The organism is Actinomyces wuliandei (genome assembly GCF_004010955.1).
Lineage (GTDB): Bacteria > Actinomycetota > Actinomycetes > Actinomycetales > Actinomycetaceae > Actinomyces > Actinomyces wuliandei.
This window is the reverse complement of the sequence record NZ_CP025227.1, coordinates 2,834,669-2,858,094: the sequence shown is the minus strand read 5'-3', so window position 1 is coordinate 2,858,094 and position 23,426 is coordinate 2,834,669. Positions and strand designations below refer to the sequence as shown.

The window sequence follows — 23,426 nt, the reverse complement described above, 5'->3', positions numbered from 1 at the left end:
GAAAGGGCTGCACCCGGGTCACATTCACCTTGGACCCGCTGGCCCCGGTGGTCCTGCGACGGGTGCCGCGTGACCCGGGTGGTACAGACCTGTCGGGCGCAGCAGGTGTGACAGGTTCGGCGGACAGGCGGACTGTCTGTGGGCCAGTGGTGCTGGCTCCCAGGCGCAGCGGGTACGGCCGGGTGCCCGGGGAGTTTCCGGTCCGCCTGTACGCGGGCGGGTGAGGACGGCGGTGGCCTACCCGTAGGACCGAGGACCAGAAGCTCGGCCATGAGCTTATCATGTGGGATCGGCGGCTCGCTCTCCGCTCGTGCAGCGGTGGCTGCGGCGACGTCCTCGGCGTTCTCCTAACGTAGCGGGTCACTGGGGCCTGACCTGATGTCTGCCTCCTCCCTGGTGCACCTAGATGCACCGGATCCTCACGGAAGACTGACGTGCCGACTCATCTATGAGGATGCTGCGACGAGCTGTGTCAGTTCTTGAGGTCTACCAGCCTGAGGCTGTGCAGCAGGTGAGGCATCGTGGTGGCGGAGCGGCTCGGCTGGGTGTCGAGACCCGGCAGCCCGTCAGAGGGCAGGAAGCACCGCTGAGCCGCAGCCTGTGCCTCCGCCCACGGGAAGTCGCGAGGTACTAGTTTCTCCTGCCTGGCTGACAGGCCGGTGAGCTCACGGTAGTGGTACTGCGCGTCAGCCTGGTTCTGGTAGTTGCGGACGGGGCCGTAGTGGGCGTTGAGCCACACCTCGAAGCAGGGGACGGAGATGACGCCGTGGGCTTCTGTGGTCCGAGTGTTCAGGCTCTGGCAGCCTCTCAGGAACTTCGAGCAGTCCTGCCCGTCCTGGTCCACGACAATCCAGACTTCCCGGTATGCAGACAGGTCGGTGCGAGGTCTTTGGAGCTCCTTGATGAGCGTCAGAGGGTCACCGTTGATGAACCGAGTCGTGACGGATACGTCCCGGCTAACCTGCTGCTTGACGTGGTCAAGGTACATCTTCTCGGTCTGGCGGCCGTTGGTGACAATGAGGACTGTCCTACGTTGTTGGCGGTCTGTGCGTCCCCTGTGCGGTCTGGGCTGTCTGGGACCCATGTCAGCCCTCGACCTCCCGGTAGAGCGAGGGCGCTGTGAGGGCATGTCGAAGGCTGGAGGTGTCTACTCGAGGCACGGCGCCAAAGGCGCCAGCTAGGTACTGTCGTTCCTTGTTGGTGCCTTGGCGGGGACCGGTGAAGTCGGCGACGGAGTACAGGTCAGCGCTGCCGTCATCGTCCTTCTCGCACAGCCACACCTCACCGCGCTCCAGCGGTTGTGTGGGGGAGTTGCCCAGCAGGCTGGCGTCATGGGTGGTGAACACCAGTTGGGCGCCGTGGCGGTTGAGGTCGGTGTCCTTGAACAGCTCGACGAGGGACGCGACGGCCGTCGGGTGCAGGCTTGCGTCCAGCTCATCGACGAGGAGAAGGTGGCCGTGGCTCAGGGCGTCGGCGGCCGGCCCCATAGTGGCCAGCCAGGTGAGCGTGCCCTGGCTCTGGGCCTCCAGGGGCAGCCTGTACTCCTTGCCATCGGTACCACGGTGCACGAAGACGAGGGAGTGCTGGAGTTGGCGCAGCAGCTCGTCGGGGATCTCCGGTGGCTCCTCGTCGTCAGAGGTGAACAGGAGCCTGATCCTTGCGAGCAGCTCGTGAGGGATGTCCCGCTCCTCCAGTTCGACGCGCAGGATGCCCAGGTCTGCGCTGTGGGCGACAGCATCAACAACGTCGTGCCACTGTGTGGCGCCCGCCGTCTCCTCGGCCAGGTGCTCTGTCAGCCAGCTGAGGCGTGCGTCGCGCTCGATGTCGGTGTGCTGGATGGGGCGTATGGACCTCAGGGAGCGGGCGACCGGCGCCAGGGAGGCGTGGCGGTAGCGCAGCGCGAGCGCCAGGAACAGGTCCTTAGACGTGGTGATACGGCGGACCTCGGCCGTGGCCCCCCTCAGGGACGGCCCGGGGACAACTGTGGGCTCTGGGTCGTCACGGTCCTGGGTGCGCAGGAAGAGTCTCTTCCATCGCCTCTCAGCCTCCCACAGCTCCTCGTGGGCGATGCCCCAGCCGTGGGCCTCTACGAAGTACCTGTAGCGCTGGGACCCTCGGGTGAAGTCGAGGGTGTAGGTGGTCGGGGCAACGGGGTGCTGCTCGTCCAGCAGGTAGGGCTGGTGGAGGATGTCTCGGTGCCCGCCAACAGCGGCTGAGAAAGACTGGAGTGCGTCCAGCAGGGTGGACTTTCCCGAGGCGTTGGCACCGTAGACGGCCGCAACCCGCCAGGTCAGCCCCTCCCACGTCTCCCCGTCCCTGGGAGTGAGCGTGCGCAGGCTGCGACGGGTGAGGTCGAGGGTGACCTCGTCACGGAAGGTTCGGTAGTTGGCAACCGAGAAGGCGAGCAGCATAGGACCCATAATAGCGCTAGTTCCTTGTATGGGAAGTTCCTTCCCGATTCGGGGTGCTCGTAGGGTGGTGCGGGAGTGGCCGGAGCGGTGGAAGGTGGTGCTCGCACGAGCCGAGGCTCCTGGCGTGGTGGACCGGTTAGACTGTGGCCCGCTACCCGATAACGAAAGGACCTGCATGAAAACCCGGTTCCTGGTGCTCGCAGCCGTCCTGTTCCTGCCGCTGACGGCCTGCGCCTCCACTGCGGACGACTCGGCAGGCGCAGACGCCTCCGCTCCGGGCGCCTCGGCCGAGGTGTCATCCTCGGAAGGCGCCGTTGCGGACGTCGCCCTGGAGGACCTGGTCAGCCTCACCCAGCCCGAGGGGACGCAGGACGACTCCCAGGAGGGCCACAGCATCGTCTTCGTGGACCCGGACGACGACCTGGCTGGCAGCGGCGTCATCGACCTGGGGGCCGGTGAGCCGAGTGAGGACCAGGCTGTCTCTGAGATCGCTGCCGCCACGGACCTCGGGGAGTCGGACGTCACGAGCTCGGGCGCAGTGGACGTCGATGGCGAGGACGCCCAGGTCTACACCGGCACCACGCAGACCGATGGCCAGCACGTCGCGGTACGGGCAGCCATGGCTACACGCGAGGGCCGCAGCGTCGTCGTCTTGGTCCAGCGCACCGGGACCTCAGCCGACGCCGCTGCCTCCGCTGCCGAGAAGGACTTCCTCACCTTCGTCAGCGGCATCTCCTGGAAGGTCTGAGACGAGGTTGCCGACTCAGAGGGTCGGTACAGCAGCAAGGTCTGTGACCCTGCTGCCAGTGGTTGCCAGTGCTGCTGCCGTGGTCCGTGGCTCGCCAGGACCTGCGCTAAAGGACGTGCGCTAGGCGCTTGCGCTGGAAGGGCTCCAGCCTGTGGCGCAGCTGTGTCTGCCGGTGCCTCCACCGTAGCGGTACAAAGTTCCCGGTTCCCGGCCCGTCGGGGTAGGACATGTATGGCCGTTATGGGCAGGTCGGCTGTCTTTACGCAACGGTGCGCATGCACAAGTTTTATCGGCTGGTCTGGCTGGGACGGGACCTTACGTGCTGGGTTGAGGTTCGGGGCGAGGAGGACGTGCTGTCTGCCTCTGTCCGCGCCCTGGGAGATACGGCTCTGCCTCTAAGCTGGGCTGTGCCGACACGCATGCTCCGAGGGGCCGCGAATCCGTCGGTTCGTCTTCCCCGCGCAGAACATGACTTGGCCCGTGTGCCCGGCACCGAAGGGCGCCGGGCACACGGGCCCAAGCCTCACGAGGGGCCTTCCCGCTCCCGGGCTCCCATGCACCCGGGGAGGTGGCCGCCTCCTTCGCCAGAGCGGTGTCACGCGGGCTCCCTAAGACCCGGCAACTCCTCGGAAGACGACCCGTCCCAGGGCTCCCCAACCCTCGGGGCCGGTTCCGTCCGGCGGCAAGAACTATGTAACCCTGCCACCCTGAAAGGAGCCACGACTGCTGTCTGAAAAACTCCTGGGAAGTATGGTTGGCTAGGGAGCCAGGCCCTCCACGACCTCGGACAGGGCCTGTCTCGTGGCCTCCATACCGGGGACGAAGCCGTACACGGTGGCGGCCTGCGCCACCACCGACACCGGCCGGTCCAGCTCACGCCTGAGCAGGGAGGCGAGCTGGACCGGCGCGTCCCGGGTGTACATCGGGTGCCCCGCCTGCGTGGCCGCGTCGGCAAGACGCTGCCAGGCACGGGGGTCGTCCACGAGGTCACGGACCGTCCGGACGGCCCGGCTAGCGGCGTCGGAGCCAGCGTGGCTCGCAGGTAGCGTAACCACGCGCTCGTGCAGGCCGTGTCCCACGGTCTCAGCCTCGGCTCCCGGCAGCACCAGCTCGGCCTGCGCTCCGACCGGAACCTGCACGCGTACGTGCAGCCGTCCGGCGTCGGTCCGCCAGGAGGCGCGCGTCGTCCCGCCCGGGAGGCGACGGACCACGCTCGCCGAGGAGAACCCGTGACCGACCTGCGGGGCCACCCGAAGCCGCCCGCCCCCGGGCGTGACTACCTCCAGACCCGCCAGGTCGCTCACCAGCCACTGGGTCACGGCCCCCAGGGCGTAGTGGTTGAAGCTGGTCATCTCCCCGGGGTTGACCGAGCCGTCGGGCAGCATGGAGTCCCAGCGCTCCCAGGTGGTCGTGGCCCCCATGGTCACTGGGTAGAGCCATGAGGGGCACCCTGTCTCCAGGATCAGGCGTGCCGCCACGCCGGGGTGCCCGCCCTGCACCAGAGCCGCAGGTACCAGCGGGGTCCCTACGAAGCCGGTCGAGATCCTGAAGGCCCGGGCACGGACCAGGTCGGCCAGGCGGTCGCCAGCACCCTGGACGCGCTCAGGCGTGTCCAGCAGCCCCCATGCCAGGGCCTGAGCGTAGACGGTGGCGCAGTCGGAGACGATAAGCCCGTTCGCGGTGACGTAGGCGTCCAGGTAGGCCTGGCGCACCTCGCCGGCCAGGGCACCCAGGCGCTGGGCGTCCTCGGTACGCCCCAGGGCCTTGTAGGCCTGGGCGACGACCTGGGCGGAGCGGGCGAAGTAGGCGGTGGCCACCACGTCGGGATCGGCCTTGGCGGCCGCAGGTTCCTCCGGCGGGGCGTCGGGGTCGAGCCAGTCGCCGAACTGGAAGCCGCCGCACCACAGGCGTGAGGGGCCTGCGGCGGCAGCCACGCCCGCGACAAAGCGTTCCATCGCCTCGATACCGGTCTTGAGAACGCCCGTGTCGCCCGTGGCCTCGTAGATGGCCCAGGGCACCAGGGTGACGGCGTCGCCCCAGGCGCAGGTGAGTTGGGGGCCGTCCAGTACGTCGGGGACGACGACGGGCACAGCGCCGTCCGGGGCCTGGGCTGATACCAGGTCGCGGCACCAGGACGCCAGGAAGGCGCCCGCGTCATAGAGGGACAGGGCGGTGGGCGCGAAGACGGCGATGTCACCTGTCCACCCCAGGCGCTCGTCGCGCTGCGGGCAGTCAGTAGGCACGGTAATGAAGTTGCCGATGGTGGACCAGCGTGTGTTCTCCACCAGACGGTTGACCAGCTCCTGGTCGCAGGAGAACCAGGCGGAGCGCTCCATACCTGCCGAGACCACGCGGGCCGTGGCGGCCTCCATGAGCACCACGTCCGTACGGTCTGTGCTGGTAGTGCCCCCTTGCTGGCCCGAGGTGCCTTCCTGGTCCGGGATGCCTGCGCGGTCTGTGCTGCCGGTGTCGTCACGCCTTGTCGGCTCCAGGCCCTCTACCTCGACGTAGCGGAAGCCGTGCTGGGTCAGGGTCGGGGCGAAGACCTCGGGGGCCTCAGGGGTGGCGGTACCCGCGAGGACGACCCGGTCGGTGCACTGTGCCTGCCTCAGCGGGCGGGTGCCGAGCTCGCCGTCCTCCATGACCTCGGCATGGCGCAAGGTGATGGTGGTCCCGGGCTCACCCGAGGTAACGGCGAGGCGGACGTGCCCGGTGAGGTTCTGGCCGAAGTCCAGGACCTTCCTGCCTGACGGCGTGGTGATCACCCGCTGGGGCCTGAGTTCGCCGACCACGGTGGGCAGCGGCAGGGTGGTGGGCTCCAGGTCTGCCTCGGGCAGGTCCAGGACCTCCACCGGGGCCTCGGCGGCGACCTCCCCCAGGGCGGGTAGGCGCAGGTCGGTGGTCTGGCCGTTGTAGAGGTCGTTGGCGGTGACGTTGGAGGGGCGCCAGGTCCACGCGGCGTCGGTGCCCACGACGGTAGTGGAGGCGCCGTCGCTGATCTCCAGCTGGGCTAGCAGCCACAGGGCCTCCCCGTAGACGCGGTCGCGCATGTACCAGGTCAGGTGCCCGCGGTACCAGCCGTTGCCCAGGACGACGGCGACCTCGTGCTCTCCGGGGGGCAGCAGCCCGGTGACGTCGTAGGTCTGGACCAGGAGTCGGTCCCGGTACTCCGTCCACCCGGGGGCGAGCTCGTGGGCACCGACCCGAGTCCCGTCGACAAAGACCTCGTAGACCCCGCCTGCGGTGACGTGGAGGCGGGCTGAGGCAGGGGCGCCGGTGGTGCCGGGCCGCTGCGGCACCACGAGGCGGCGCACTAGGACGGGGGCGGTGTCCTCGCGCCGGTTGCCGGGCGCGCTGACGGGGCGGGCTGTCCAGTCACCTCGGTCGAGCAGGCCGGTCTCGACGACGGCAGGCTCGGACCACGCAGAGAAGGCGCCATCGGCTCCGGCGACGCGAACCCGCCATGTGGCGCGCTCGCGGGAGGACAGGGGAGCGGCTGGCCAGGGGACAAAAGTGGAGGTCGGGCCGTGCAGCGTGAAGGTAGAGGTCGGGGAGGCTGGGTCAGCCGGGATGGCTGGGTCTTCTGGGCTGGTTGGCTCAAGTGGGTCGGCTGAGCCAACCGGGGCAGCGGAGGCCTGGGGCGGGGCTGTCTTGGGCACCGGGACCGTGAGCGGGGACGTACGGGTCACCTCGACCTCGGCCACGGCCTGCGTCCAGCCGGAGGGGGCGGTGGGGACCTCCCAGGACAGGGACGGAGACGGTCCGGTTCCGCCGAGGACCTCGTAGCCCGCGCGGTGGTGGTCGACCCGTAGCCTGGTGGGCGCGGCCAGGTCGCCCACGGGGTCGGTGAGTCGGGGGGCGCCCTCTTCCAGCAGGGTCACCTTCTGTGGTGTGCGGGCAGGGCCGGTGTGGTGGGGGTGGTGGAGGTCGTCGTGCGCGGGTATGTGATCAGTGGGCATCAGGATCTCCAGGGTCATCGTTGAACCGTTTCATGACTGTAGGTGCTCCCGGCTTCCACGTCAACAGCCGACTAGGAAGGGCTTGCTGCTCCGGAGGTGCGGGTAGACGGTGCGGGTAGACGGTGCAGGTAGACAGAGAAACAGAGAGAAGGCGCGCAGGAGCAGCCGGAGGCCGTGCAGGGCACACAGCTACCCTGGCCCATACCCTGGCCCAGCGGTGCTGGGCGTGATAGTCCCCGCCCTGGCTGTCACCTTGTCGTCCGTTCCCGGCTGCTCCCTGTCCTCTTCCTCATCTGACCCGGTCCTCACCACAGGAGACACTCCATGATCGATACTGGCCCTCTTGTCACCTCCTCTGCACCCAGCCTGCCGCTGTCCGTGCCCGGCATCTCGTCAGCCACCCCGTTCCCCGAGGGCTTCCTCTGGGGCGCCGCCACCGCCTCCCACCAGGTGGAGGGCGGCAACACCAACAACGACGTCTGGCTCTACGAGCACGTGCCGGGCACCATGTACACCGAGTCCTCCGGCGACGCCTGCGACCACTTCACCCGCTACCGCCAGGACATCGCCCTGCTGGCCTCCCTGGGGCTCAACGCTTATCGCTTCTCCCTGGAGTGGAGCCGTATTGAGCCCGCTCCCGGGGAGTTCTCGGTGGTGGCCGTGGAGCACTATCGGGACGTGCTGCGGGCCTGCCACGAGCATGGTCTCACCCCGCTGGTGACCTACCACCACTTCACCTCCCCCCAGTGGCTCATCGCCCGTGGCGGCTGGGAGGACGCCACCACCCCCGCCCTGTTTGCCCGCTACTGCCGCCGCGTCACCGAGGAGCTGGGGGACCTGTTCGACATCGTCTGCACCATGAACGAGCCCAACCTCGCTGTCCTCCTGGCGGAGATGGGCATGTGCGAGACCGAGCCCTCCCAACGGCTCGGAAACCCCACCTGGGAGGGGGCTGCGGCGGCGCTGGGGACGACGCCGGACAGGGTGGCGGGATTCCAGCTCAGTGCCACCAAGGAGGCCTACGAGATCAAGCTCGCGGCCCACCGCGCCGCCGTCGAGGCGATCAAGGCCGTCAGGCCCGCGATGCAGGTGGGATGGACCCTGGCCAACTCCGACTTTCACGCCGCACCCGGCGGTGAGGAACGGGTGGCGCGCATGACCGAGGAGAGCAACCTGCGCTACCTGCGTGCCAGCGAGGGCGACGACTTCGTAGGCCTCCAGACCTACAACCGCACCGTGCTCGGCCCCGAGGGTCCGGTACCACCGGAGCCAGGGGCCACCCTCAACCAGGGCGGTGAGGAGATCTGGCCCTGGGCCGTCGGGGCGGTGGTGCGCCAGGCCTGGGATGCGCTCCAGATGCCGATCTACGTAACCGAGAACGGGTTGAACACGGAGGACGACATCCAGCGGGTCGACTTCCTGCGCACCGCGATCGGCGAGGTCGGCTCCGCGGTTGCCGACGGGGTGGACGTGCGCGGCTACATGTGCTGGTCGGCCATGGACAACTTCGAGTGGGTCTTTGGCTACGGCCCCAGGTTCGGCATCATTGCGGTGGACCGCTCCACCCAGGAGCGCACGCCCAAGCCTAGTGCCTACGTGCTCGGCGAGATCGCCCGTACAAACGGGACGTGCCTGGGCGGGGACTGAGCCTGCCGGGGCCTGCCGAATCCTCAGCATGAACCGATTCCTCATAGGTGACCGAATCCTCACCGCAAGCCGATTCCTCTGGCATTCCTCCTGGCCGCAGAGGCCATATTCAGGTCGGCCGGGCCCTGGGGTGGTCGAGATTCTTCCCAGCGGCTCCTTCGGTGCTCGTCAGGCCCGGGCGGGTCACGGCCACTCCCGTGGAGGCGTGTTGGTGATCCACGGTCAGTCGGGTGGGCGCGGAGGCGCTGGTCTCGGTAGCCGAGGAGTCGGTGATCGGGGGGGCAGGCACTGGTTCTACGGTTTCTACGGTGCTCACGACGGCTTCTTTCAGCTTCTGGGCTCAGCAGGCACGGTGAAGTCGAGACCGGCCTCCTCCCCGGCGGCGACGTCGGCCTCTGCGTAGGCCTCGACGGCGAACTCGTTGCGCTGCGGCCCGTGGAAGGCCCACACGGCGACGGCGTAGCCGGTGGCGGCGACACCCAGCAGCCCCAGGTAGAAGAGCCTGGGCTCGGAGCGCAGGAGCACCGGTGTGACCGAGGCCGCCAGGGCCGCGACCACGCGGGCGACGGCGATGACGGTGCCCTGGGCGGTGGTGCGCAGCAGCGTGGGGAAGCACTCGTTGGCCCAGACCTTCATGATCCCCTCGAAGGCGAAGGCGCTGCCCGCCATGTTGACCAGCTGGTAGGCCACGAGGGTGGCCAGGGAGAACCCGAGGACGGGATAGATGAGCAGCGATGTGAGGAACAGTGCCGCCCCGGCGTAGAAGAAGGGCATGCGCCTGGGGGTGTCGATGATCCGCATGGACCAGATCGCGAGCAGGACGGTCACCGGCATGGTCAGCAGGGCGATCCGGGAGTTGAGGGCGACGTCGACGTCAGCGAGGTTGACGGCGATCCAGGTGGTGAACTGTCCCCCGGTGTTGGCTGGGATGTTGATAAGGGAGTAGAAGATAATGAGTGCGTAGAAGGGCTTGGCGTAGGGGCCGGTAAGCAGGGAGGTCAGTGAGGACCGCTGCGCCCGGACAGTGGCCTGGCCTGCCCGGCGTTCGGCCCGGGCCTCCAGCCAGGTGGTGGACTCCGGGAGGGACAGTCGTCCCAGCAGGGTGACGGTAGCGACCACGCCGACGTGGGCGAACATGACCTGGGCGCCCGTACGGCCCCAGTTGCCCACCACGGAGGAGGCGGTGATGGCTCCAATGATGCCTCCTGTCCACAGGATATTGGACAGGAGGATGATCTTGCCGCGGTTGTCGTCAGTGGCGGACTCGGCGATGGTGGCCAGAGACACCGGCAGGTCCGCCCCGGCCCCCAGCCCGGCCAGGACGGTCCCAACCAGCAGCAGGTTGAAGCCGGGGGCCACGACGAGGAGAGCCGCACCGACCACGATCATCACCATGGTGACGGAGAATACGTGCTTGCGCCCGAAGCGGTCCCCCAGCCAGCCTCCACTGAGGGCTCCCAGGGCGATGGAGAAGGTCAGGACCCCGGAGAGCACACCGACCTGCTGGTCGGACAGGCCCAGCGCCATCTGGTAGATGGCAAAGGCGATACCTGCCGAGACGATCGTGCAGGCGTCGATGTAGGAGGCCATGCCGGATACGATCCCCACCCACCAGGGGTTGGGGCCGGTTCGGGTAGCAGAAGTCGTGGTGGTAGTCATGGGTGTTCTCCTTTGAACGGGATGGGATCGGTCGGGTGTGGTCGTGTCGGGGGAGCTCACAGGCGGTGCGGGTTGTAGACGATGTTGGCCGCGTCGCCGGGTCCGTCGGCGTGGGCGGAGCGCACCTCGTCGTGGAGCTGACGGGAGGCAACCTGGTGCCGGGCCAGCACAGGCAGGTCGGCGGGGTGCATGTGCACGTCGGTGAGCCCAGAGGCGCCGAAGGCGTGGTCGATGTGGCCGTGGGTAAGGACCACGGTCAGAGGAAGGTCTGTCAGCGAGGTGACGAGGGCGGCCAGGTCACCTACCCCGTAGCCGGTGTCCACGAGCAGAGCGCGCTGGCGACCGGTGACCAGGTGCATGTGGACGTCGCGCGGGTCGTGGGTGCGTGTGACGTGGCGGCTCACCCGTGTGTCGGTGAATCCGGGGGCGAGGAGCTGCCGGGGGTCGGCTGGTGGTCTGCTCATGGACCCGCGAGTCCTCACAGCAGCGGGGTGCACACGCCGAGGGCCTCGACGACAGCACGCAGCTCGGTGTCAGTCACACCCTCGCCCAGGTTGCCGCTGGCCATGTTGCGCACCTCGTACATGGCCCCAGTCTCGACGTACTCCACCGTGTCGACGGCGGCCAGAGGGGAGGTGTCGGAGCGCACCATGACGCCGTGCTTGGACCACAGGACGATGACGTGGTCTCGCAGCGCCCTCACAGTGTTCTCCATGAGCTCCTGGCTGCCAGGCACCATGAAGTCCAGCACCTCGATACCTGCGGGGACCTGCACGATGGTCTCCGGCTCCCACCGCAGGATGCGGCGGTTGAACTCACGGGTGCTGCGGATGTCCTTGATGTGGGAGAGCTGGACCAGGTGGGGCGGCTGGGCGTGGACCACTGCCTGGAACCCCAGCCCGCGCTGCTCCACCTGGTCGTTGTGGATCGCCAGGTGGGAGTTGAACTCGCTGGTAGGGCGCTCGTAGGCCCGGTCGGGGTGGGTGTACCAGGTGGCGGTGGTGCCGTCGTCATCCACGACGAAGGCCGAGATGGTGGCCTCCGGGGAGTCGGCGACGTCTCGCAGACGGCATCCTGAGCCGGTGACCAGGATGGTGCGCCCAGCCAGGGCCGGGGCAGGCAGAGGTAGCCCGATGGCCGGACGCACCTGCGGGAAGCGGCGCTCCAGCCTGAGGTCCTGCGCTCCGGCGTCCACGAAAACGGAGAGGTTACCGGCTCCGGCCTCCACGGCTGCCATGTGGTCCAGGCGGCGTCCGGCGGCGCCCATCTGGGTGAGAGTCTCGTTGAGTGTGGGGTCAGTGGCTGTCGTGGTCATGAGGTGCTCCTTGGCATCTGGGTGGTCGGGGTAGGTGGGGTGGTCTGAGGTGGTCGGGGCGGTCCGGCCTGCCGTGGACAGGAGAGGGCAGGCCTGCCGACGGGGCAGGCAGTGGGGGCCTGTCGTCCGAGGAGCCGCTGCTCGGCCTCCTCCCAGGCGCTGGAGGCAGCGGGTGCGGGCTCGTAGCGGGTCAGCGTGGTCGAGGCGCGTACGAGGGCGCGCAGGTCGGACAGGTCGCCCTGGACCAGACCGGCCCCGCGCGCGGCCACCACGATGTTGCCCAGGGCGGTCCCTTCTGCGGGCCCGGCGACCACGGGCAGCCCGGTGGCGTCTGCGCACAGCTGGCACAGGAGTCGGCTACGGGTGCCTCCGCCGACCATGTGCACCACGTCCACCGACGTGCCCGACAGGGCGGTAGCCTCGCGTACGGCCCGGCGGTAGGCCAGGGCCAGGGAGTCGTCGATGCAGCGCACGTACTCGCCCGGGGACCGGGGGGCTGGCTGCCCGGTGGCTCGGGCGACGTCGTCGATGCGGGCCACCATGTCCCCAGGGGCGAAGAAGACCGTGTCGTTGACGTCGATCACCGTGCGCAGCGGGGCGGCCGCTGCCGCCGCCGCGTCCAGGTCCTGGTAGGAGGTCTCCAGGCCCTGTGCCCTCCACGTGCGCACCGCCTCGTTGAGGACCCACAGCCCCATAATGTTCTTCAGGTAGCGCACCGTGGCGTCCACACCGAGCTCGTTGGTGAAGTTGGCCTGCCGGGAGGCCCCTGTGAGGACCGGCCTGTCCAGCTCCAGGCCGACCAGCGACCAGGTGCCGCAGGACACGTAAGCGAAGCCGCCTGGCTCCCCCTCCCGGGCTCCTCCGCTGTCCACGGTCCTCCCGCTGCCTGGTGAGGTCGAGGCGGGTACGGCTACCACCGCGCTGGCCGTGTCGTGGGAACCCACAGCGATGACGGGTACGGGGGAGCCTCCCGGTCCGAGCACGTCCAGGACCCCCCGGTCGATCGGGCCCACGACGGTGCCCGGCTCCACCAGGGAGGGCAGGACACCGGCCAGGTCCAGGCCCAGACTGGTGCGCAGGCGGTCTAGGAGGGGAGCAGACCAGGTGCGTGAGGAGACGTCGACCAGCCCCGTGGTGGAGGCGTTGGTGACCTCAGCGACCTTCTGGCCGGTAAGCCAGTAGGCCAGCAGGTCAGGCAGGAGCAGCAGGCTGCGGGCGTCAGGCAGTCCGCCGTCACGGGCCTGGGCCACCAGCTGGAAGACGGTGTTGAAGTCCTGGACCTGCAGGCCGTTGACCGCGTAGAGCTCATCGGCCGGGATCGTCTGGAAGAGGCGTTCCGGTACTCCCCGCGTGCGCGGGCAGCGGTAGGAGGAGACCTGGCCGGTCAGGGCACCACGGTGGTCGAGGAGCCCGTAGTCCACCGCCCAGGTGTCGATCCCGACGGCGGAGAGCGGTCCCACCTCATGTGCTGCGGCCAGTAGGCCCTCGCGGACCTCGTTCCACAGGTGGAGCACGTCCCAGTAGAGCCTCTGCCCGTCGGCCGTGGGCAAGGGCACCGGGCCGTTGAGGAAGCGGCGGGTCTCGGTCAGGTGGACACGCCCGTCCTCAAGGGTGCCCACGATGACACGTCCGGAGGAGGCGCCCAGGTCAACGGCTGCGACGTGGACGGGCTGGGAGCTGGTCATGGCTGGCATGGGCGGATCCCTCCTCAGGCGCCCCAGCCGGCGGCGGTGCCGCCCACGCGCTCGGCGCGAGTCTTCTCCAGGTAGCCAGAGCCCAGAAAGGCCTTCACCGGGTCGGGCGCCAGACCCTGGGACTCGCGCAGCTCGGCCAGCAGCGGGCGCACGTCGGTGCTGTAGGCGTCCATGAGCACCGCGTTGGCGCTCAGGACGTCACCGCTGGTCTGCGCGGCTGCCAGCGCCTCTCGGTCCACCAGGAGGGCCTTGGCGGTGGCCTCCTGGACGTTGAGGGCCGAGCGGATCTCCCCGGGGATCTTCTCCTCCAGGTTGTGGCACTGGTCCAGCATGAAGCCCACCCCGGAGTCGGGGGCCAGTGCTCCGGCGGAGACGATCTCGTGCATGATGCGGAACAGCTGGAAGGGGTCGGCCGCGCCTACGATGAGGTCGTCGTCGGCGTAGAAGCGGGAGTTGAAGTCGAAGGCGCCCAGGCGGCCCAGTCGCAGCAGCTGGGCGACGATGAACTCGATGTTGGTGCCCGGGGCGTGGTGGCCGGTGTCCAGGACCACCTTGGCGCGCTCACCCAGCGCCAGGCAGTGCACGAGGCTCGTCCCCCAGTCCGGTACGTCGGTGTGGTAGAAGGACGGCTCGAAGAGCTTGTACTCCAGGACCAGCTGCTGGTCCTCGTCCAGGGCGGCGTAGATCTCTGACAGGGCCTCGGCCAGGCGGTCCTGGCGGGCGCGGATGGAGTCCTGACCGGGGTAGTTGGTGCCATCAGCCAGCCAGATCTTGAGGGTGGGGGAGCCGGTGGCGCGCATGACGTCGACGCACTCCAGGTGGTGGGCCACCGCCTTGCGGCGGATCCTCTCGTCCGGGTTGGCCAGGGAGCCGAGCTTGTAGTCCTCGTCCTGGAAGACGTTGGAGTTGATGGTGCCGATGGTCACCCCCTGGTTCTCGGCATGGGCGCGCAGCGCCTCGTAGTCGTCGACCCTGTCCCAGGGGATGTGCAGGGACACGCGAGGGGTGACGCCGGTGAGGCGGTGGACCTGGGCGACGTCGTCGATCTTCTCGTAGGGGTCGCGCGGAACCCCGGCGGTAGTGAAGACCCGGAACCGGGTGCCTGAGTTGCCGAAGGCCCAGCTGGGCAGCTCGATGGTCTGGGTCTGAAGCAGGCTGAGGGCCTCGGCGTTGAGGTCGCTCAGTGAGGGGGTGGCGGACGGCATGTGTCTCTCCTGATCTCTGCGTCTTCTCTGCGTCTTTGACGGTTCGGGTTGTCGGGGGTGGGGGCGGTGGTGTGGAGGGCGGTTGCCCGGGAGGGCTGTGGACCTGTCGGTCTGACCGCTCCTGAGCGGGTCATCCCGGAGACAGGCCTGACCGCGTGCCGGGGCTGGAGGGGCATGGTGGGTCGGGAGGGGCCTGTCAGGCGTTCTCGTTGGTGACGTGCTCCCCGTAGCGCTCCAGCTCGATGTCCTCCAGCGAGCGTCCCTGGGTCCGGGGCGCGCCGACGGTGCCTACGACCGTGGCCACCACGAGGAATCCGATGAGGATGAGGCCGTCGATCACCAGCCCGTTCTCCCGGGCCAGGATGACGGGGAAGACGAGGGAGATGAGGCCGGAGGCCAGGCGGACGACGAAGAAGACGATGCCCTGGGCGCCCGAGCGGTAGGGGGTGGCGAAGAGCTCGGGTGACCACACCGAGTAGAACGCCTGCGCCGACGGCCCGGCTGACAGCCCCCAGATGATCGTGTAACCGAAGGCGGTCCACGCGGCGTCGGAGGGGCCGAAGACCAGGACCACCCAGGACACGAGTGCCAGGGCACCCCCGGCCAGGTAGTGCCACCGGTAGGGCACGCGGTCCACCAGCTGCATGAAGACCAGGGTGGAGACGATGACGAAGCCCCAGGACAGCATGGAGAACAGGTCGGTCTGGAGGGTCTCGTAGCCCATGGAGTCCAGGATGGTGGGCAGGAAGATGCCGTTCTGGCTGGCGGCCTGGTTCCAGCAGGTGTAAATGACGGCCAGGAAGACCAGGGCGGTGATGTTGACTCGCCGGGAGAAGAGTTTGCGGAAGGCCTGCCACATGGACGGCGGCCTGGCCTGGGCCCCGCCCTTGGCGGTCTGCCAGGTCCCGGACTCCTCCAGGCCACGGCGGATCCACCAGGTAGCCAGGGCGATGACCACCAGGTGGGCAAACACCAGGCGGGAGCCGAGCAGGCCCAAGGGGGTGAGCGCAGCAGCCAGGCCGAATCCCAGGAAGGGGCCGAAGGACCAGGCCAGCTGGGTGGCGCCGATGTGCTTGCCTCGCTGGTTGGTGGGAGCGAGCTCGGCGATGTAGGTCCAGCCCGCGGGGACGGAGGCCCCCACTGCCAGGCCGATGATGACGAACCCGGTAAACAGCATGGGCAGGTTCGCCGTGAGGGCCACAATGATCCCGCCCAGGGCGTAGAGCAGCAGGTCATAGGTGTAGATGAACTTGCGCCCGTACTTGTCGCACAGCGGTCCGCCGATGAGGGCGCCGATGGCGGCGCCGAAGGCGTTGGCGCTGAAGGCGGCCAGGAGCCCGGCGACGGTGCCGTCGTCGTCGGGGAAGTAGGCCTGCCTCCAGAAGGTCAACGAGGTGGCGATGGCGATGATGGAGCCGGAGTCGATGTAGTTCGACATGGAGACGGCGGCGGTGGCCTTCCAGCCGGTCAGCGGTCTGCGCGCCATGGCTGGGGCCTCCTTGCTGACGGCAGGTACGGGCAGCGGGGGACAAGCGTGGTGGAGCCGGTCATGGAACGTCCTTGTTCGTCGGCGGCGGGTCGCCAGCCCGCAGGCCGCTAGCCGGTCAGCGGGATGCCCGGTTGGTAGCCCCGGGGGGAGGCAGATAGGTATGAATCGTTTCAACTAACATTAGCACTCCCCTTTCGTCGTGGCAAGGGCGTCTCCGCCCACCTTGAGATGAGACATCCTGGGCGGGGGACGGGGAGACTGCTGGGAGGAGCTGTTCAGGTGGTGCATACCGCCGACAGGCCGTATATCTGACAGCGCCGATGGGCGGGCAGGCGGGGTGCCGGGCGGGGTGGGCCGACGGGGACGGCGCCAGGCAGGCCAGGTGGGCGGGACGACATGCTCGGCGGCATCGCGGTCCTGCCGGGACGTTGTTGCCACGTGCGACCCGGCCCGGTTGGCACCGGGCGCTTTTCTCAGGCAGACTCTGCCCGGTAGCGCCTCACAGACCACAACTGACCCGGAGAGTGCCGATGCCTGCCTCCCGCCCCTCTGTCCGAGATGTCGCCAGGCTCGCCGACGTCTCCGTGGGGACCGTCTCCCACGTCCTCAACCACCCCGAGCGTGTGGCGACTGCAACGCGTGAGCGGGTGGAGTCCGCCATCGTGGAGCTGGGCTTCGTGCGCTCACAGACGGCACGGGGGCTACGGGCGGGATCCTCCTTCGCCGTGGGGGTCATTGTCCACGACGTCTCCAACCCCTTCTACACCGAGGCGGCCCGGGGGGTCGAGGACCGCCTGCGTGAGGACGGCTGCGTTCCCATGCTGTGCTCCTCCGACGCCGATCCCGGGCGCGAGCTTGACGTCATGCGCCTGCTGGCCGGGATGGATGTGCGCGGCGTCATCATCACCCCCGCGGCCTCGACCGTGGACAACCTGGGGATTCTCAGCGCGCGGCGGATACGGGTCGTCCTCCTGGACCATCCGCCGGTGGAGGGGGTCTCTACCGTCAGCGGGGACGACGTCGCTGGCGCCCGGTCGGCTGTGGCCCACCTGCTTGACCGGGGCCACCGGCGTATCGGCTTCGTCAACGGCCCGCCCATCATGAGGCAGTCGGCCGAGCGTCGCCAGGGGGTGCTGGCCGCGCTCGGCGCCGCAGGGCTGGATCAGGACGACGTGCTGGTGGAGGTGGAGCCCGTGGTGGGCGGGAAGAGCTTCACCGCTGACGCCGGCGCCGTGGGCGCCGCGCGGCTCCTGGACTCCCGTCCGGCCCCCACCGCCCTCTTCTGTGCCAACGACCAGATGGCCATTGGGGCGATGCGGGAGATCCGCCGCCGCGGGCTGGGCATCCCCGGCGACGTTGCTGTCGTGGGCTATGACGACATCCCTGTGGCCTCCCAGCTGATCACCCCTCTGACCAGTGTGAACCAGCAGATGCGCCAGATGGGCGCGGCGGCGGCGCAGATGCTGCTGTCCCAGGAGGGGGACAGGCACGAGGTCTTTGCCCCGGCCCTCGTGGTCCGGGCCTCGACCACCGCCTGAGGCGCCCGAGGGCACCTGCCGCCGCCAGCAGGGCTGGTCGTTCCCGGCGGGCCGGGCGGCAGAGGTGCTGGGCCGCCCAGTCGGCGGCAGGGGGCGGGTGCTACCGGGCCGACTGGTCAGCGGGGCGCGGAGAAGCGCACGGCGGTGCCCGAGGCCGTCACCATGAGCATGCCGTTGTCGCTGCCCAGCGTCTCGTAGTCGATGTCCACCCCGACGACGCCCTCGGCACCGAGCTCCTGGGCGCGCTGCACCATCTCGGCCAGCGCGGTCTCACGGGCCTGGATGAGCTCGTTCTCGTAGGACTGAGAGCGGCCTCCCACCACGTTGCGGATTCCCGCAGCAAAGTCCTTGAACATGTTGACACCCGCGATGGTCTCCCCGCACACCACACGCAGGTACTGGGTGACAGGGTAGCCCTCGACCGTGGGGGTGGTAGTGACAATCATGGAGGCTCCTTCCGCCGCAGCCAGGCACAGGCTCCTGGCAGGCGGCTCGTCGTGGTCTGGGAATGTGGTCTGGGAACGTGGTCCGGGGGGCATGGTCCGAGAACCAGAACGTTGCCCGGGCTCGTGCCCCGGAGCACGAGCCCGGGCCAGTGTAGAGGCTGCGGGCCGCACACGCCTGGGGCGGGGGTACCTCCCTCCGCCCGGTGAGCCCACCGGTGCCTGCGGGCTGCACACGTCCCGAGGCGGGTGGGGTGACGCCTGGTACCTCTTACCTGGTGCCTCTACCTGCGGGGCCTGCCCGCTGGAGTGGCGGGCTGCTGACGGGCCTGGGCCAGGAGGCGGGCGTAGCGCTCGCCGATCTCCTCGTGCGCTACCGGCGCCCCGTCTACGGTCCAGGTCAGCAGGTGGTCCAGGCTGAAGCGGTGTGAGCACTGTGTGCATGACAACGGTGTGCTCGGGCGCCGCATCCGGTCCACCTCATGGCCTGCGGGACACGTCCCCACCCAGGACCCTCGCAACCGTGGGGCCTGCGCGGCGACGAGGCGCTGCCCGGAGGCGCCTATCCTGCGCGCCTGGGCCTGCCAGACGGCGTCGTGGCCGTGATGTGCGCCCACGATGGCGTGGGCGATCTCGTGCAGGACGGTCTCACGGACCTCCGCCTCTGAGTAGAGGCTCATAAGGTGGCGGCTCAGGGTGATACGACGGCGGGAGTGGTCGGTCTGTCCGGCGCGACGCCTGGCGCGGTCCAGGCCCAGCTCCCAGTCGCCCACTCCGTAGGTCTCCATCAGGCGTCGTGCCAGTATCAGGACGTCGGGGGCGTGCACGGGCAAGACTCTAGCCGGTGGGCTGGCCCGGGACCGACCGGGTCCCGTCCGAGGTGGCGGTCGCGGCTTCTCCCGGGTGCCTGGGTGGCCAGGTGCCTGACCGCCACCTCGGCCCGTTCCCTGCTTCCGTCCCGTTCTGTCCGGCTACAGCCCTGTTCCTCAGCGCCTCTGGTGTGACAGCATACTGCTGATGTCCCACTCCTCCACAAGCCCGCGACCTCGGCTCCGCCGGGCGGCCCGCAGTGCGGGTTCCCCGCGCCGGCAACGACGGCTGCGTGCCTCGCGCCAGGGCGTGGTGCGCCGTCGGCCCTCCTCCCGGCGCGGCCCGTCCCGGAGGTCTGGGGGGTCCCGCAGGTTCCTGCACAGCCCGCTGGGGATCGTGGTCGGTGCCTTTCTTGTCACGGTTCTTGTGGCGCTGCTCGTGCTGCGGCTGACGGGGCGTGAGGGGGCGGACCTGGGCCAGGAGGCGGCAGGCGGACCCGCGCCGGTTGCCCCGGACACGGAGGGGTTCGACGCCACCCACCTCATTGACGACGAGGTCTTCTACGACTCCGAGGCGATGTCCCTGGCCCAGGTCGAGGCCTTCATCTCCGAGGTCAACAGCGGCTGCGTGCCGGGTCTGGACGGGACAGCGTGCCTGGCACAGGCCACCTTCGAGATCGAGCACCAGGAGCCCTCGTCCTGGTGCCCCCGTGGAGTAGCGGCCTCCTCGGGCAGCAGCGCGGCCCTGGTGGTCTGGGAGGTGGCCCGGGCCTGTGACGTCAATCCGCAGGTCCTGCTGGTCCTCATCCACAAGGAGCAGGGGCTGCTGACGGCCTCCGGCGCATCCCTCAGCGCGCGTGACTACGAGGCCGCCGCAGGCTACGGCTGCCCTGACGGCGCCGACTGCGACGGTCAGTGGTCCGGCTTCTTCCTCCAGCTCTACGGGGCCGCCTCCCAGTTCCAGCGCTACCGCCTGGACCCCGGGGGGTATGACGTGGTGGCGGGCGTGCCTGTCGAGGTCTCCTACTCCCCTCGGGCTGGGTGCGGGTCCGCAGAGCTGAGGGTTGCCAACCAGGCGACGGCCGGTCTGTACAACTACACCCCCTTCCAGCCGAACGCTGCGGTGTCTGCCGGTGGTGACGACTGTACCTCCTGGGGGAACTGGAACTTCTACGGGTACTTTCGTACGTTCTTTGGTGACCCGACGCCGTCCAGGTCCTCCTGAGCCGTTGGGGGTGGTGGGTTGGCAGCAGTGAGGCGGGGTCTGCCCGGGGCGGCCTGGACCCCTGAGGCCGACCGCCGCCCGTCCTGGCGGACGGCATGGCGGATGCATGGGTGCCAACGGCAGCGGGGCCGTGGCTCGGTGCGAGCGCACATAGTGACGGCGCCTATGAGAACGGCATCCCTGTTGCCAATATTGATGGATATCGTTTTGTTGCGGGACGTCATCGTTTCGATGCCCCTTTTTCAGGGTATATTCAGTGATTCTTTAAGCGTTCTTTCAGGGACTGTCGGCAAAGTTTTGCTCACCGTTGGACGGGGGCTGCCGCGAGGTACTGGGGAGTACCGGTGACCGGCTGTCACCGAGTCCGGGCCACAGCCAAGGGAATGTGTCCGGGCGCCCCAACGAAGGAGGATCCGCTGCCGAATGGGAACCGGCAAGCGACCTCGATGCGAAGGGCCCGTCCCCGGTTGGTCCATACCGGGGACGGGCCCTCGCCGTGTCCTGGACGGTGTCTGCGGTGCGTGCAGTGCCCGTGGTGCCTGTGCTGTCAGTGGCGCCAGCAGGCACGGTGACTGGCTGGGAAGGCAGGACAGGGGGACCAGGGCCGTGCTGGTGCGACCAGCGTCCGGAGCACGTGCGCACACGGTCGCCCCGTGCGCACAGGTGCTTCGTGGGCTATCGGCCTCGTGAGACCATGCGGCTATGACACTGCCGATGCTCCCGCAGGCTACCTGGGCCGCCCCGTCCTGGGTAGTCGTGGAGTACCTCATTAAGCTGGTCGCGTTAGGGGTGGTGCCAGAGAACCGGCGTCCGTCGTCCTCGACGGCGTGGCTGCTGCTGATCTTTCTGCTTCCCGTCGTGGGTTTTCCCCTGTACCTGTTGATCGGCAGCCCGTGGGTGCGCGGCAAGCGGCTGGGGCAGCAGAACGCTGTCAACGAGGTCGCCCTGAGGTACACCAGCTCCGCCCCGGACGTTCCAGCCGGGGCGCTTCCCAGCAGCGCCGTGGCGGGAGTGCTGCGCATGAACCGCGAGCTGACGGGGCTGCCGTGCGTGACCGGTGAGGTCGTTGCTGTCCACACTGACGCTGCCAGCACCTATGAGCGGATGGCGCGTGCTGTCGATGCTGCCACCTCCTACGTCCACGTCGAGTTCTACATCATGAGCTGGGACGAGGTCACTGACGGCTTCTTCGCGGCGCTGGAGCGCGCGGCCTCCCGCGGGGTGACGGTGCGACTCCTTCTTGACCACCTGGGCAGCCGCAAGTACCCGGGGTGGGGGAGCCTGGGCCAGCGCCTGAGCGATGCGGGTATCCAGTGGCACCTCATGATGCCGCTGCTGCCGCTACGGGGCAGGTGGCGTCGTCCGGACCTGCGTAACCACCGCAAGATCCTGGTCGTCGACGGCGAGCGTGCCTTCGTGGGGTCGCACAACGTCATCGACCCGACCTACCGGCTGCGGCGCAACCGGTGGTCGGGGCGTACCTGGGCCGACCTGTCGGTCGAGGTCACCGGTGAGGTTGTCCAGGAGGCCCAGGCCGTCTTCGCGATGGACTGGTACTTTGAGGCCGATGAACAGCTGGCGGAGCTGGAGATGGCCTTCGGCGGCCAGGGCCCGAGGTCCGTACCACGTGGACAGGCAGGTGCGCTGGTCGGCGCCCCGGCACCTCGTCCCGGACGGCCGGGTGCGGTCGTCAACGCCATGCAGCTGGTGCCCTCGGGGCCTGGGTACCCCACCCAGCCCAACCTGCGGATGTTTCTCGGGCTCATCCACGGGGCGCGGCACCGCGTGTCCATCACCAGCCCCTACTTCATACCCGACGAGGCCCTGTTGGCGGCCATGACCTCCGCAGCCTACAGGGGGGTCGAGGTGGAGCTGTTCGTGGGCAAGGAGTCTGACCAGTTCATCGTCAACCACGCCCAGCGCTCCTACTACGGAATGCTGCTGGCCGCAGGGGTGAGGATCTACAGGTACCCGGCTCCCACAGTGCTTCACGCCAAGTACATGACGGTGGACGACGAGGTGGGGGTCATCGGCTCCTCCAACATGGACTACCGCTCCTTCGCCCTCAACTACGAGGTGATGCTCCTTGCCTTCGGTGGGGACATGGACGACCTGCTGCGGGCCAACGACGAGCGCTACCGTCGCGTCTCCTCCGAGCTGACCATCCAGGAGTGGGCGCGCGAGCCCTGGTACCGCCGCTACGTGGACAACGTCTGCCGCCTGCTGTCGGCCGTGCTGTAGGCCCTCCCCCGTGCCGTGGTGCGCGTGGTGAGGGAGGATGGGGCCATGAGCTGTCTTGCACGTGTCGTGTCCGGCCCGGCTGACGGCCCGGTCCTCGTTCTTCTGCACGGTGTCAGCGGATCGGCTGTCTCCCTGGCCGACGCGATCGAGCACTGGGCGGGGCAGGGCTACCGGGTGGTGGCTGTTGATGCCCGTGGCCACGGGCTGTCACCTCGGTGGACGGAGAGGGACCTGGCCCGGGCGGGGGAGGTCCTCGTCGAGGACGTGGTCGGCGTCCTCGACGAGCTGCGAGACTCCTGCGCACCTAGGGCACAGGCCGCTCCTGTCGGCGGAGGCGCACCGGCGGGCGGGCAGGAGGCTGTTGGTTTCCGGGGCGGCGCACCGGTGCTGGTCGGGCACTCCATGGGCGCGGCCACGGCGATGGCAGTGGCGGTGCGCTGTCCCGGGAAGGTGGCGGGGGTGGTGCTGGAGGACCCTGCCCTCTACGGCACACGCACCCCCGAGGAGCTGGCTGGTCGGGGGGCCGCTCGTGAGCGTGCGCGTGCTGCCGAGGCCGCGGACCCGGCGGCGGCGGTGTCTCATGGTGCCCAGGTGCTGCCGGACGCGGAGGTCCTGCCCTCGGTATGGGCCTCCCAGCGCTGCGACCCGGCGTTTCTTCTCAGCGGGGTGGTGGCCCCGGCGCTGCCGTGGCGGGAGGCGGTCGCGGCGCTGCGGGTGCCGACCCTGCTGGTGACGGGCGACCGTCCGGGGAGCGCCCGTGTGGGGCGGGAGGGGTTGGCGGTGGTGGACGCCATAGCCAGCCCGTGGGTGGAGACCGTCCTTGTCCCCGGGGCGGGGCACCAGGTGCGCCGCTCCTGTCCCAGCGTCTTCTACGACGCCGTGGACCGCTGGTTGGCGCAGCAGGCGGCGGCAGGGCGCCGAGGCGTCGGTCCGCGTCCTGCCTGAGGGGCCTGGGTCGGCCCTGCGGCAGGGGCTGGCTGCCTCGCGGTGCTGCGAGACGTCCCGGAAACCACAGGTGGGTGCGTGCGGGCAGACTCCACAGG

At 69.2% G+C, this 23,426-nt stretch carries 17 protein-coding genes; 6 read left to right on the top strand and 11 right to left on the bottom strand.

What is annotated here, in order from left to right:
* Positions 1–472: 472 nt before the first annotated feature.
* Both CWS50_RS11790 and CWS50_RS11785 read right to left on the bottom strand, forming a co-directional pair.
* Positions 473–1,084, bottom strand: coding sequence for an RloB family protein (locus tag CWS50_RS11790; protein ID WP_127842948.1), 612 nt, complete (start codon positions 1,082–1,084; stop codon positions 473–475).
* A 1-nt stretch (position 1,085) separates the two neighbouring features.
* Positions 1,086–2,411: an AAA family ATPase gene (locus CWS50_RS11785; RefSeq protein WP_127842947.1), complete on the bottom strand. Its 1,326-nt coding sequence runs from the start codon at positions 2,409–2,411 to the stop codon at positions 1,086–1,088.
* Between the two features lie 175 nt (positions 2,412–2,586).
* Here CWS50_RS11785 and CWS50_RS11780 point away from each other — a divergent pair, with 175 nt between their 5' ends.
* Entirely contained in the window at positions 2,587–3,159 is a 573-nt protein-coding gene (locus tag CWS50_RS11780) for a hypothetical protein (RefSeq protein ID WP_127842946.1), read from the top strand.
* A gap of 758 nt (positions 3,160–3,917) precedes the next feature.
* Here CWS50_RS11780 and CWS50_RS11775 read toward each other — a convergent pair.
* Positions 3,918–7,136 (bottom strand): alpha-L-rhamnosidase, encoded by a 3,219-nt coding sequence (locus tag CWS50_RS11775; protein ID WP_127842945.1) that lies wholly within the window; start codon positions 7,134–7,136, stop codon positions 3,918–3,920.
* A 306-nt stretch (positions 7,137–7,442) separates the two neighbouring features.
* On the opposite strand from CWS50_RS11775, the gene CWS50_RS11770 reads away from it, so the two are divergent.
* Positions 7,443–8,765: a glycoside hydrolase family 1 protein gene (locus CWS50_RS11770; protein ID WP_127842944.1), complete on the top strand. Its 1,323-nt coding sequence runs from the start codon at positions 7,443–7,445 to the stop codon at positions 8,763–8,765.
* A 327-nt stretch (positions 8,766–9,092) separates the two neighbouring features.
* Here the strand turns inward: CWS50_RS11770 and CWS50_RS11765 are convergent, their stop codons facing one another.
* From CWS50_RS11765 to CWS50_RS11740, 6 genes are all read right to left on the bottom strand, one after another.
* Positions 9,093–10,424, bottom strand: a complete 1,332-nt coding sequence (locus CWS50_RS11765; protein WP_127842943.1) for an MFS transporter — start codon at positions 10,422–10,424, stop codon at positions 9,093–9,095.
* Positions 10,425–10,480: 56 nt separating this feature from the next.
* Positions 10,481–10,888 carry an MBL fold metallo-hydrolase gene (locus tag CWS50_RS11760; RefSeq protein ID WP_164860140.1) on the bottom strand — a complete coding sequence of 136 codons (408 nt, stop codon included), beginning with the start codon at positions 10,886–10,888 and terminating at the stop codon, positions 10,481–10,483.
* A gap of 14 nt (positions 10,889–10,902) precedes the next feature.
* A complete protein-coding gene (locus tag CWS50_RS11755) occupies positions 10,903–11,739 on the bottom strand; it encodes a class II aldolase/adducin family protein (protein WP_127842942.1) in 837 nt (278 codons plus the stop codon).
* On the bottom strand, positions 11,736–13,424 hold the full coding sequence (locus tag CWS50_RS11750) for a rhamnulokinase (RefSeq protein ID WP_127843440.1): 1,689 nt from the start codon (positions 13,422–13,424) through the stop codon (positions 11,736–11,738). The genes CWS50_RS11755 and CWS50_RS11750 overlap by 4 nt, the downstream gene beginning before the upstream one ends.
* 23 nt (positions 13,425–13,447) lie before the next feature.
* Positions 13,448–14,638 (bottom strand): L-rhamnose isomerase, encoded by a 1,191-nt coding sequence (rhaI, locus tag CWS50_RS11745; RefSeq protein WP_127842941.1) that lies wholly within the window; start codon positions 14,636–14,638, stop codon positions 13,448–13,450.
* A gap of 196 nt (positions 14,639–14,834) precedes the next feature.
* Positions 14,835–16,124, bottom strand: coding sequence for an MFS transporter (locus tag CWS50_RS11740; protein WP_127842940.1), 1,290 nt, complete (start codon positions 16,122–16,124; stop codon positions 14,835–14,837).
* A gap of 533 nt (positions 16,125–16,657) precedes the next feature.
* Between CWS50_RS11740 and CWS50_RS11735 the strand changes: the two genes are divergently transcribed.
* On the top strand, positions 16,658–17,665 hold the full coding sequence (locus CWS50_RS11735; protein ID WP_127842939.1) for a LacI family DNA-binding transcriptional regulator: 1,008 nt from the start codon (positions 16,658–16,660) through the stop codon (positions 17,663–17,665).
* A 116-nt stretch (positions 17,666–17,781) separates the two neighbouring features.
* Here CWS50_RS11735 and CWS50_RS11730 read toward each other — a convergent pair whose 3' ends face one another.
* Positions 17,782–18,111: a putative heavy metal-binding protein gene (locus tag CWS50_RS11730; protein WP_127842938.1), complete on the bottom strand. Its 330-nt coding sequence runs from the start codon at positions 18,109–18,111 to the stop codon at positions 17,782–17,784.
* Positions 18,112–18,392: 281 nt separating this feature from the next.
* Positions 18,393–18,935 (bottom strand): SprT-like domain-containing protein, encoded by a 543-nt coding sequence (locus tag CWS50_RS11725; protein WP_127842937.1) that lies wholly within the window; start codon positions 18,933–18,935, stop codon positions 18,393–18,395.
* A 190-nt stretch (positions 18,936–19,125) separates the two neighbouring features.
* Between CWS50_RS11725 and CWS50_RS11720 the strand changes: the two genes are divergently transcribed.
* The 3 genes from CWS50_RS11720 to CWS50_RS11710 all read left to right on the top strand — a co-directional run bounded on the left by CWS50_RS11720 (position 19,126) and on the right by CWS50_RS11710 (position 23,328).
* The gene (locus CWS50_RS11720) at positions 19,126–20,142 is read left to right on the top strand and encodes a hemagglutinin (RefSeq protein WP_306821222.1); all 1,017 of its coding nucleotides are present in this window, start codon (positions 19,126–19,128) and stop codon (positions 20,140–20,142) included.
* 702 nt (positions 20,143–20,844) lie between these two features.
* A complete protein-coding gene (locus CWS50_RS11715) occupies positions 20,845–22,383 on the top strand; it encodes a phospholipase D-like domain-containing protein (RefSeq protein ID WP_127842935.1) in 1,539 nt (512 codons plus the stop codon).
* Between the two features lie 45 nt (positions 22,384–22,428).
* Positions 22,429–23,328, top strand: coding sequence for an alpha/beta fold hydrolase (locus tag CWS50_RS11710; protein ID WP_127842934.1), 900 nt, complete (start codon positions 22,429–22,431; stop codon positions 23,326–23,328).
* Positions 23,329–23,426: the final 98 nt, after the last annotated feature.

Bases quoted from the DNA above. Each gene is read 5' to 3' on its own strand.
- CWS50_RS11735 (WP_127842939.1), top strand. From the start codon at position 16,658: ATGCCTGCCTCCCGCCCCTCTGTCCGAGATGTCGCCAGGCTCGCCGAC.
- CWS50_RS11740 (WP_127842940.1), bottom strand. From the start codon at position 16,124: ATGGCGCGCAGACCGCTGACCGGCTGGAAGGCCACCGCCGCCGTCTCC.
- CWS50_RS11730 (WP_127842938.1), bottom strand. From the start codon at position 18,111: ATGATTGTCACTACCACCCCCACGGTCGAGGGCTACCCTGTCACCCAG.
- CWS50_RS11750 (WP_127843440.1), bottom strand. From the start codon at position 13,424: ATGACCAGCTCCCAGCCCGTCCACGTCGCAGCCGTTGACCTGGGCGCC.
- CWS50_RS11765 (WP_127842943.1), bottom strand. From the start codon at position 10,424: ATGACTACCACCACGACTTCTGCTACCCGAACCGGCCCCAACCCCTGG.
- CWS50_RS11790 (WP_127842948.1), bottom strand. From the start codon at position 1,084: ATGGGTCCCAGACAGCCCAGACCGCACAGGGGACGCACAGACCGCCAA.
- CWS50_RS11715 (WP_127842935.1), top strand. From the start codon at position 20,845: ATGACACTGCCGATGCTCCCGCAGGCTACCTGGGCCGCCCCGTCCTGG.
- CWS50_RS11775 (WP_127842945.1), bottom strand. From the start codon at position 7,136: ATGACCCTGGAGATCCTGATGCCCACTGATCACATACCCGCGCACGAC.
- CWS50_RS11755 (WP_127842942.1), bottom strand. From the start codon at position 11,739: ATGACCACGACAGCCACTGACCCCACACTCAACGAGACTCTCACCCAG.
- rhaI (WP_127842941.1), bottom strand. From the start codon at position 14,638: ATGCCGTCCGCCACCCCCTCACTGAGCGACCTCAACGCCGAGGCCCTC.
- CWS50_RS11720 (WP_306821222.1), top strand. From the start codon at position 19,126: ATGTCCCACTCCTCCACAAGCCCGCGACCTCGGCTCCGCCGGGCGGCC.
- CWS50_RS11710 (WP_127842934.1), top strand. From the start codon at position 22,429: ATGAGCTGTCTTGCACGTGTCGTGTCCGGCCCGGCTGACGGCCCGGTC.
- CWS50_RS11760 (WP_164860140.1), bottom strand. From the start codon at position 10,888: ATGAGCAGACCACCAGCCGACCCCCGGCAGCTCCTCGCCCCCGGATTC.
- CWS50_RS11780 (WP_127842946.1), top strand. From the start codon at position 2,587: ATGAAAACCCGGTTCCTGGTGCTCGCAGCCGTCCTGTTCCTGCCGCTG.
- CWS50_RS11770 (WP_127842944.1), top strand. From the start codon at position 7,443: ATGATCGATACTGGCCCTCTTGTCACCTCCTCTGCACCCAGCCTGCCG.
- CWS50_RS11785 (WP_127842947.1), bottom strand. From the start codon at position 2,411: ATGCTGCTCGCCTTCTCGGTTGCCAACTACCGAACCTTCCGTGACGAG.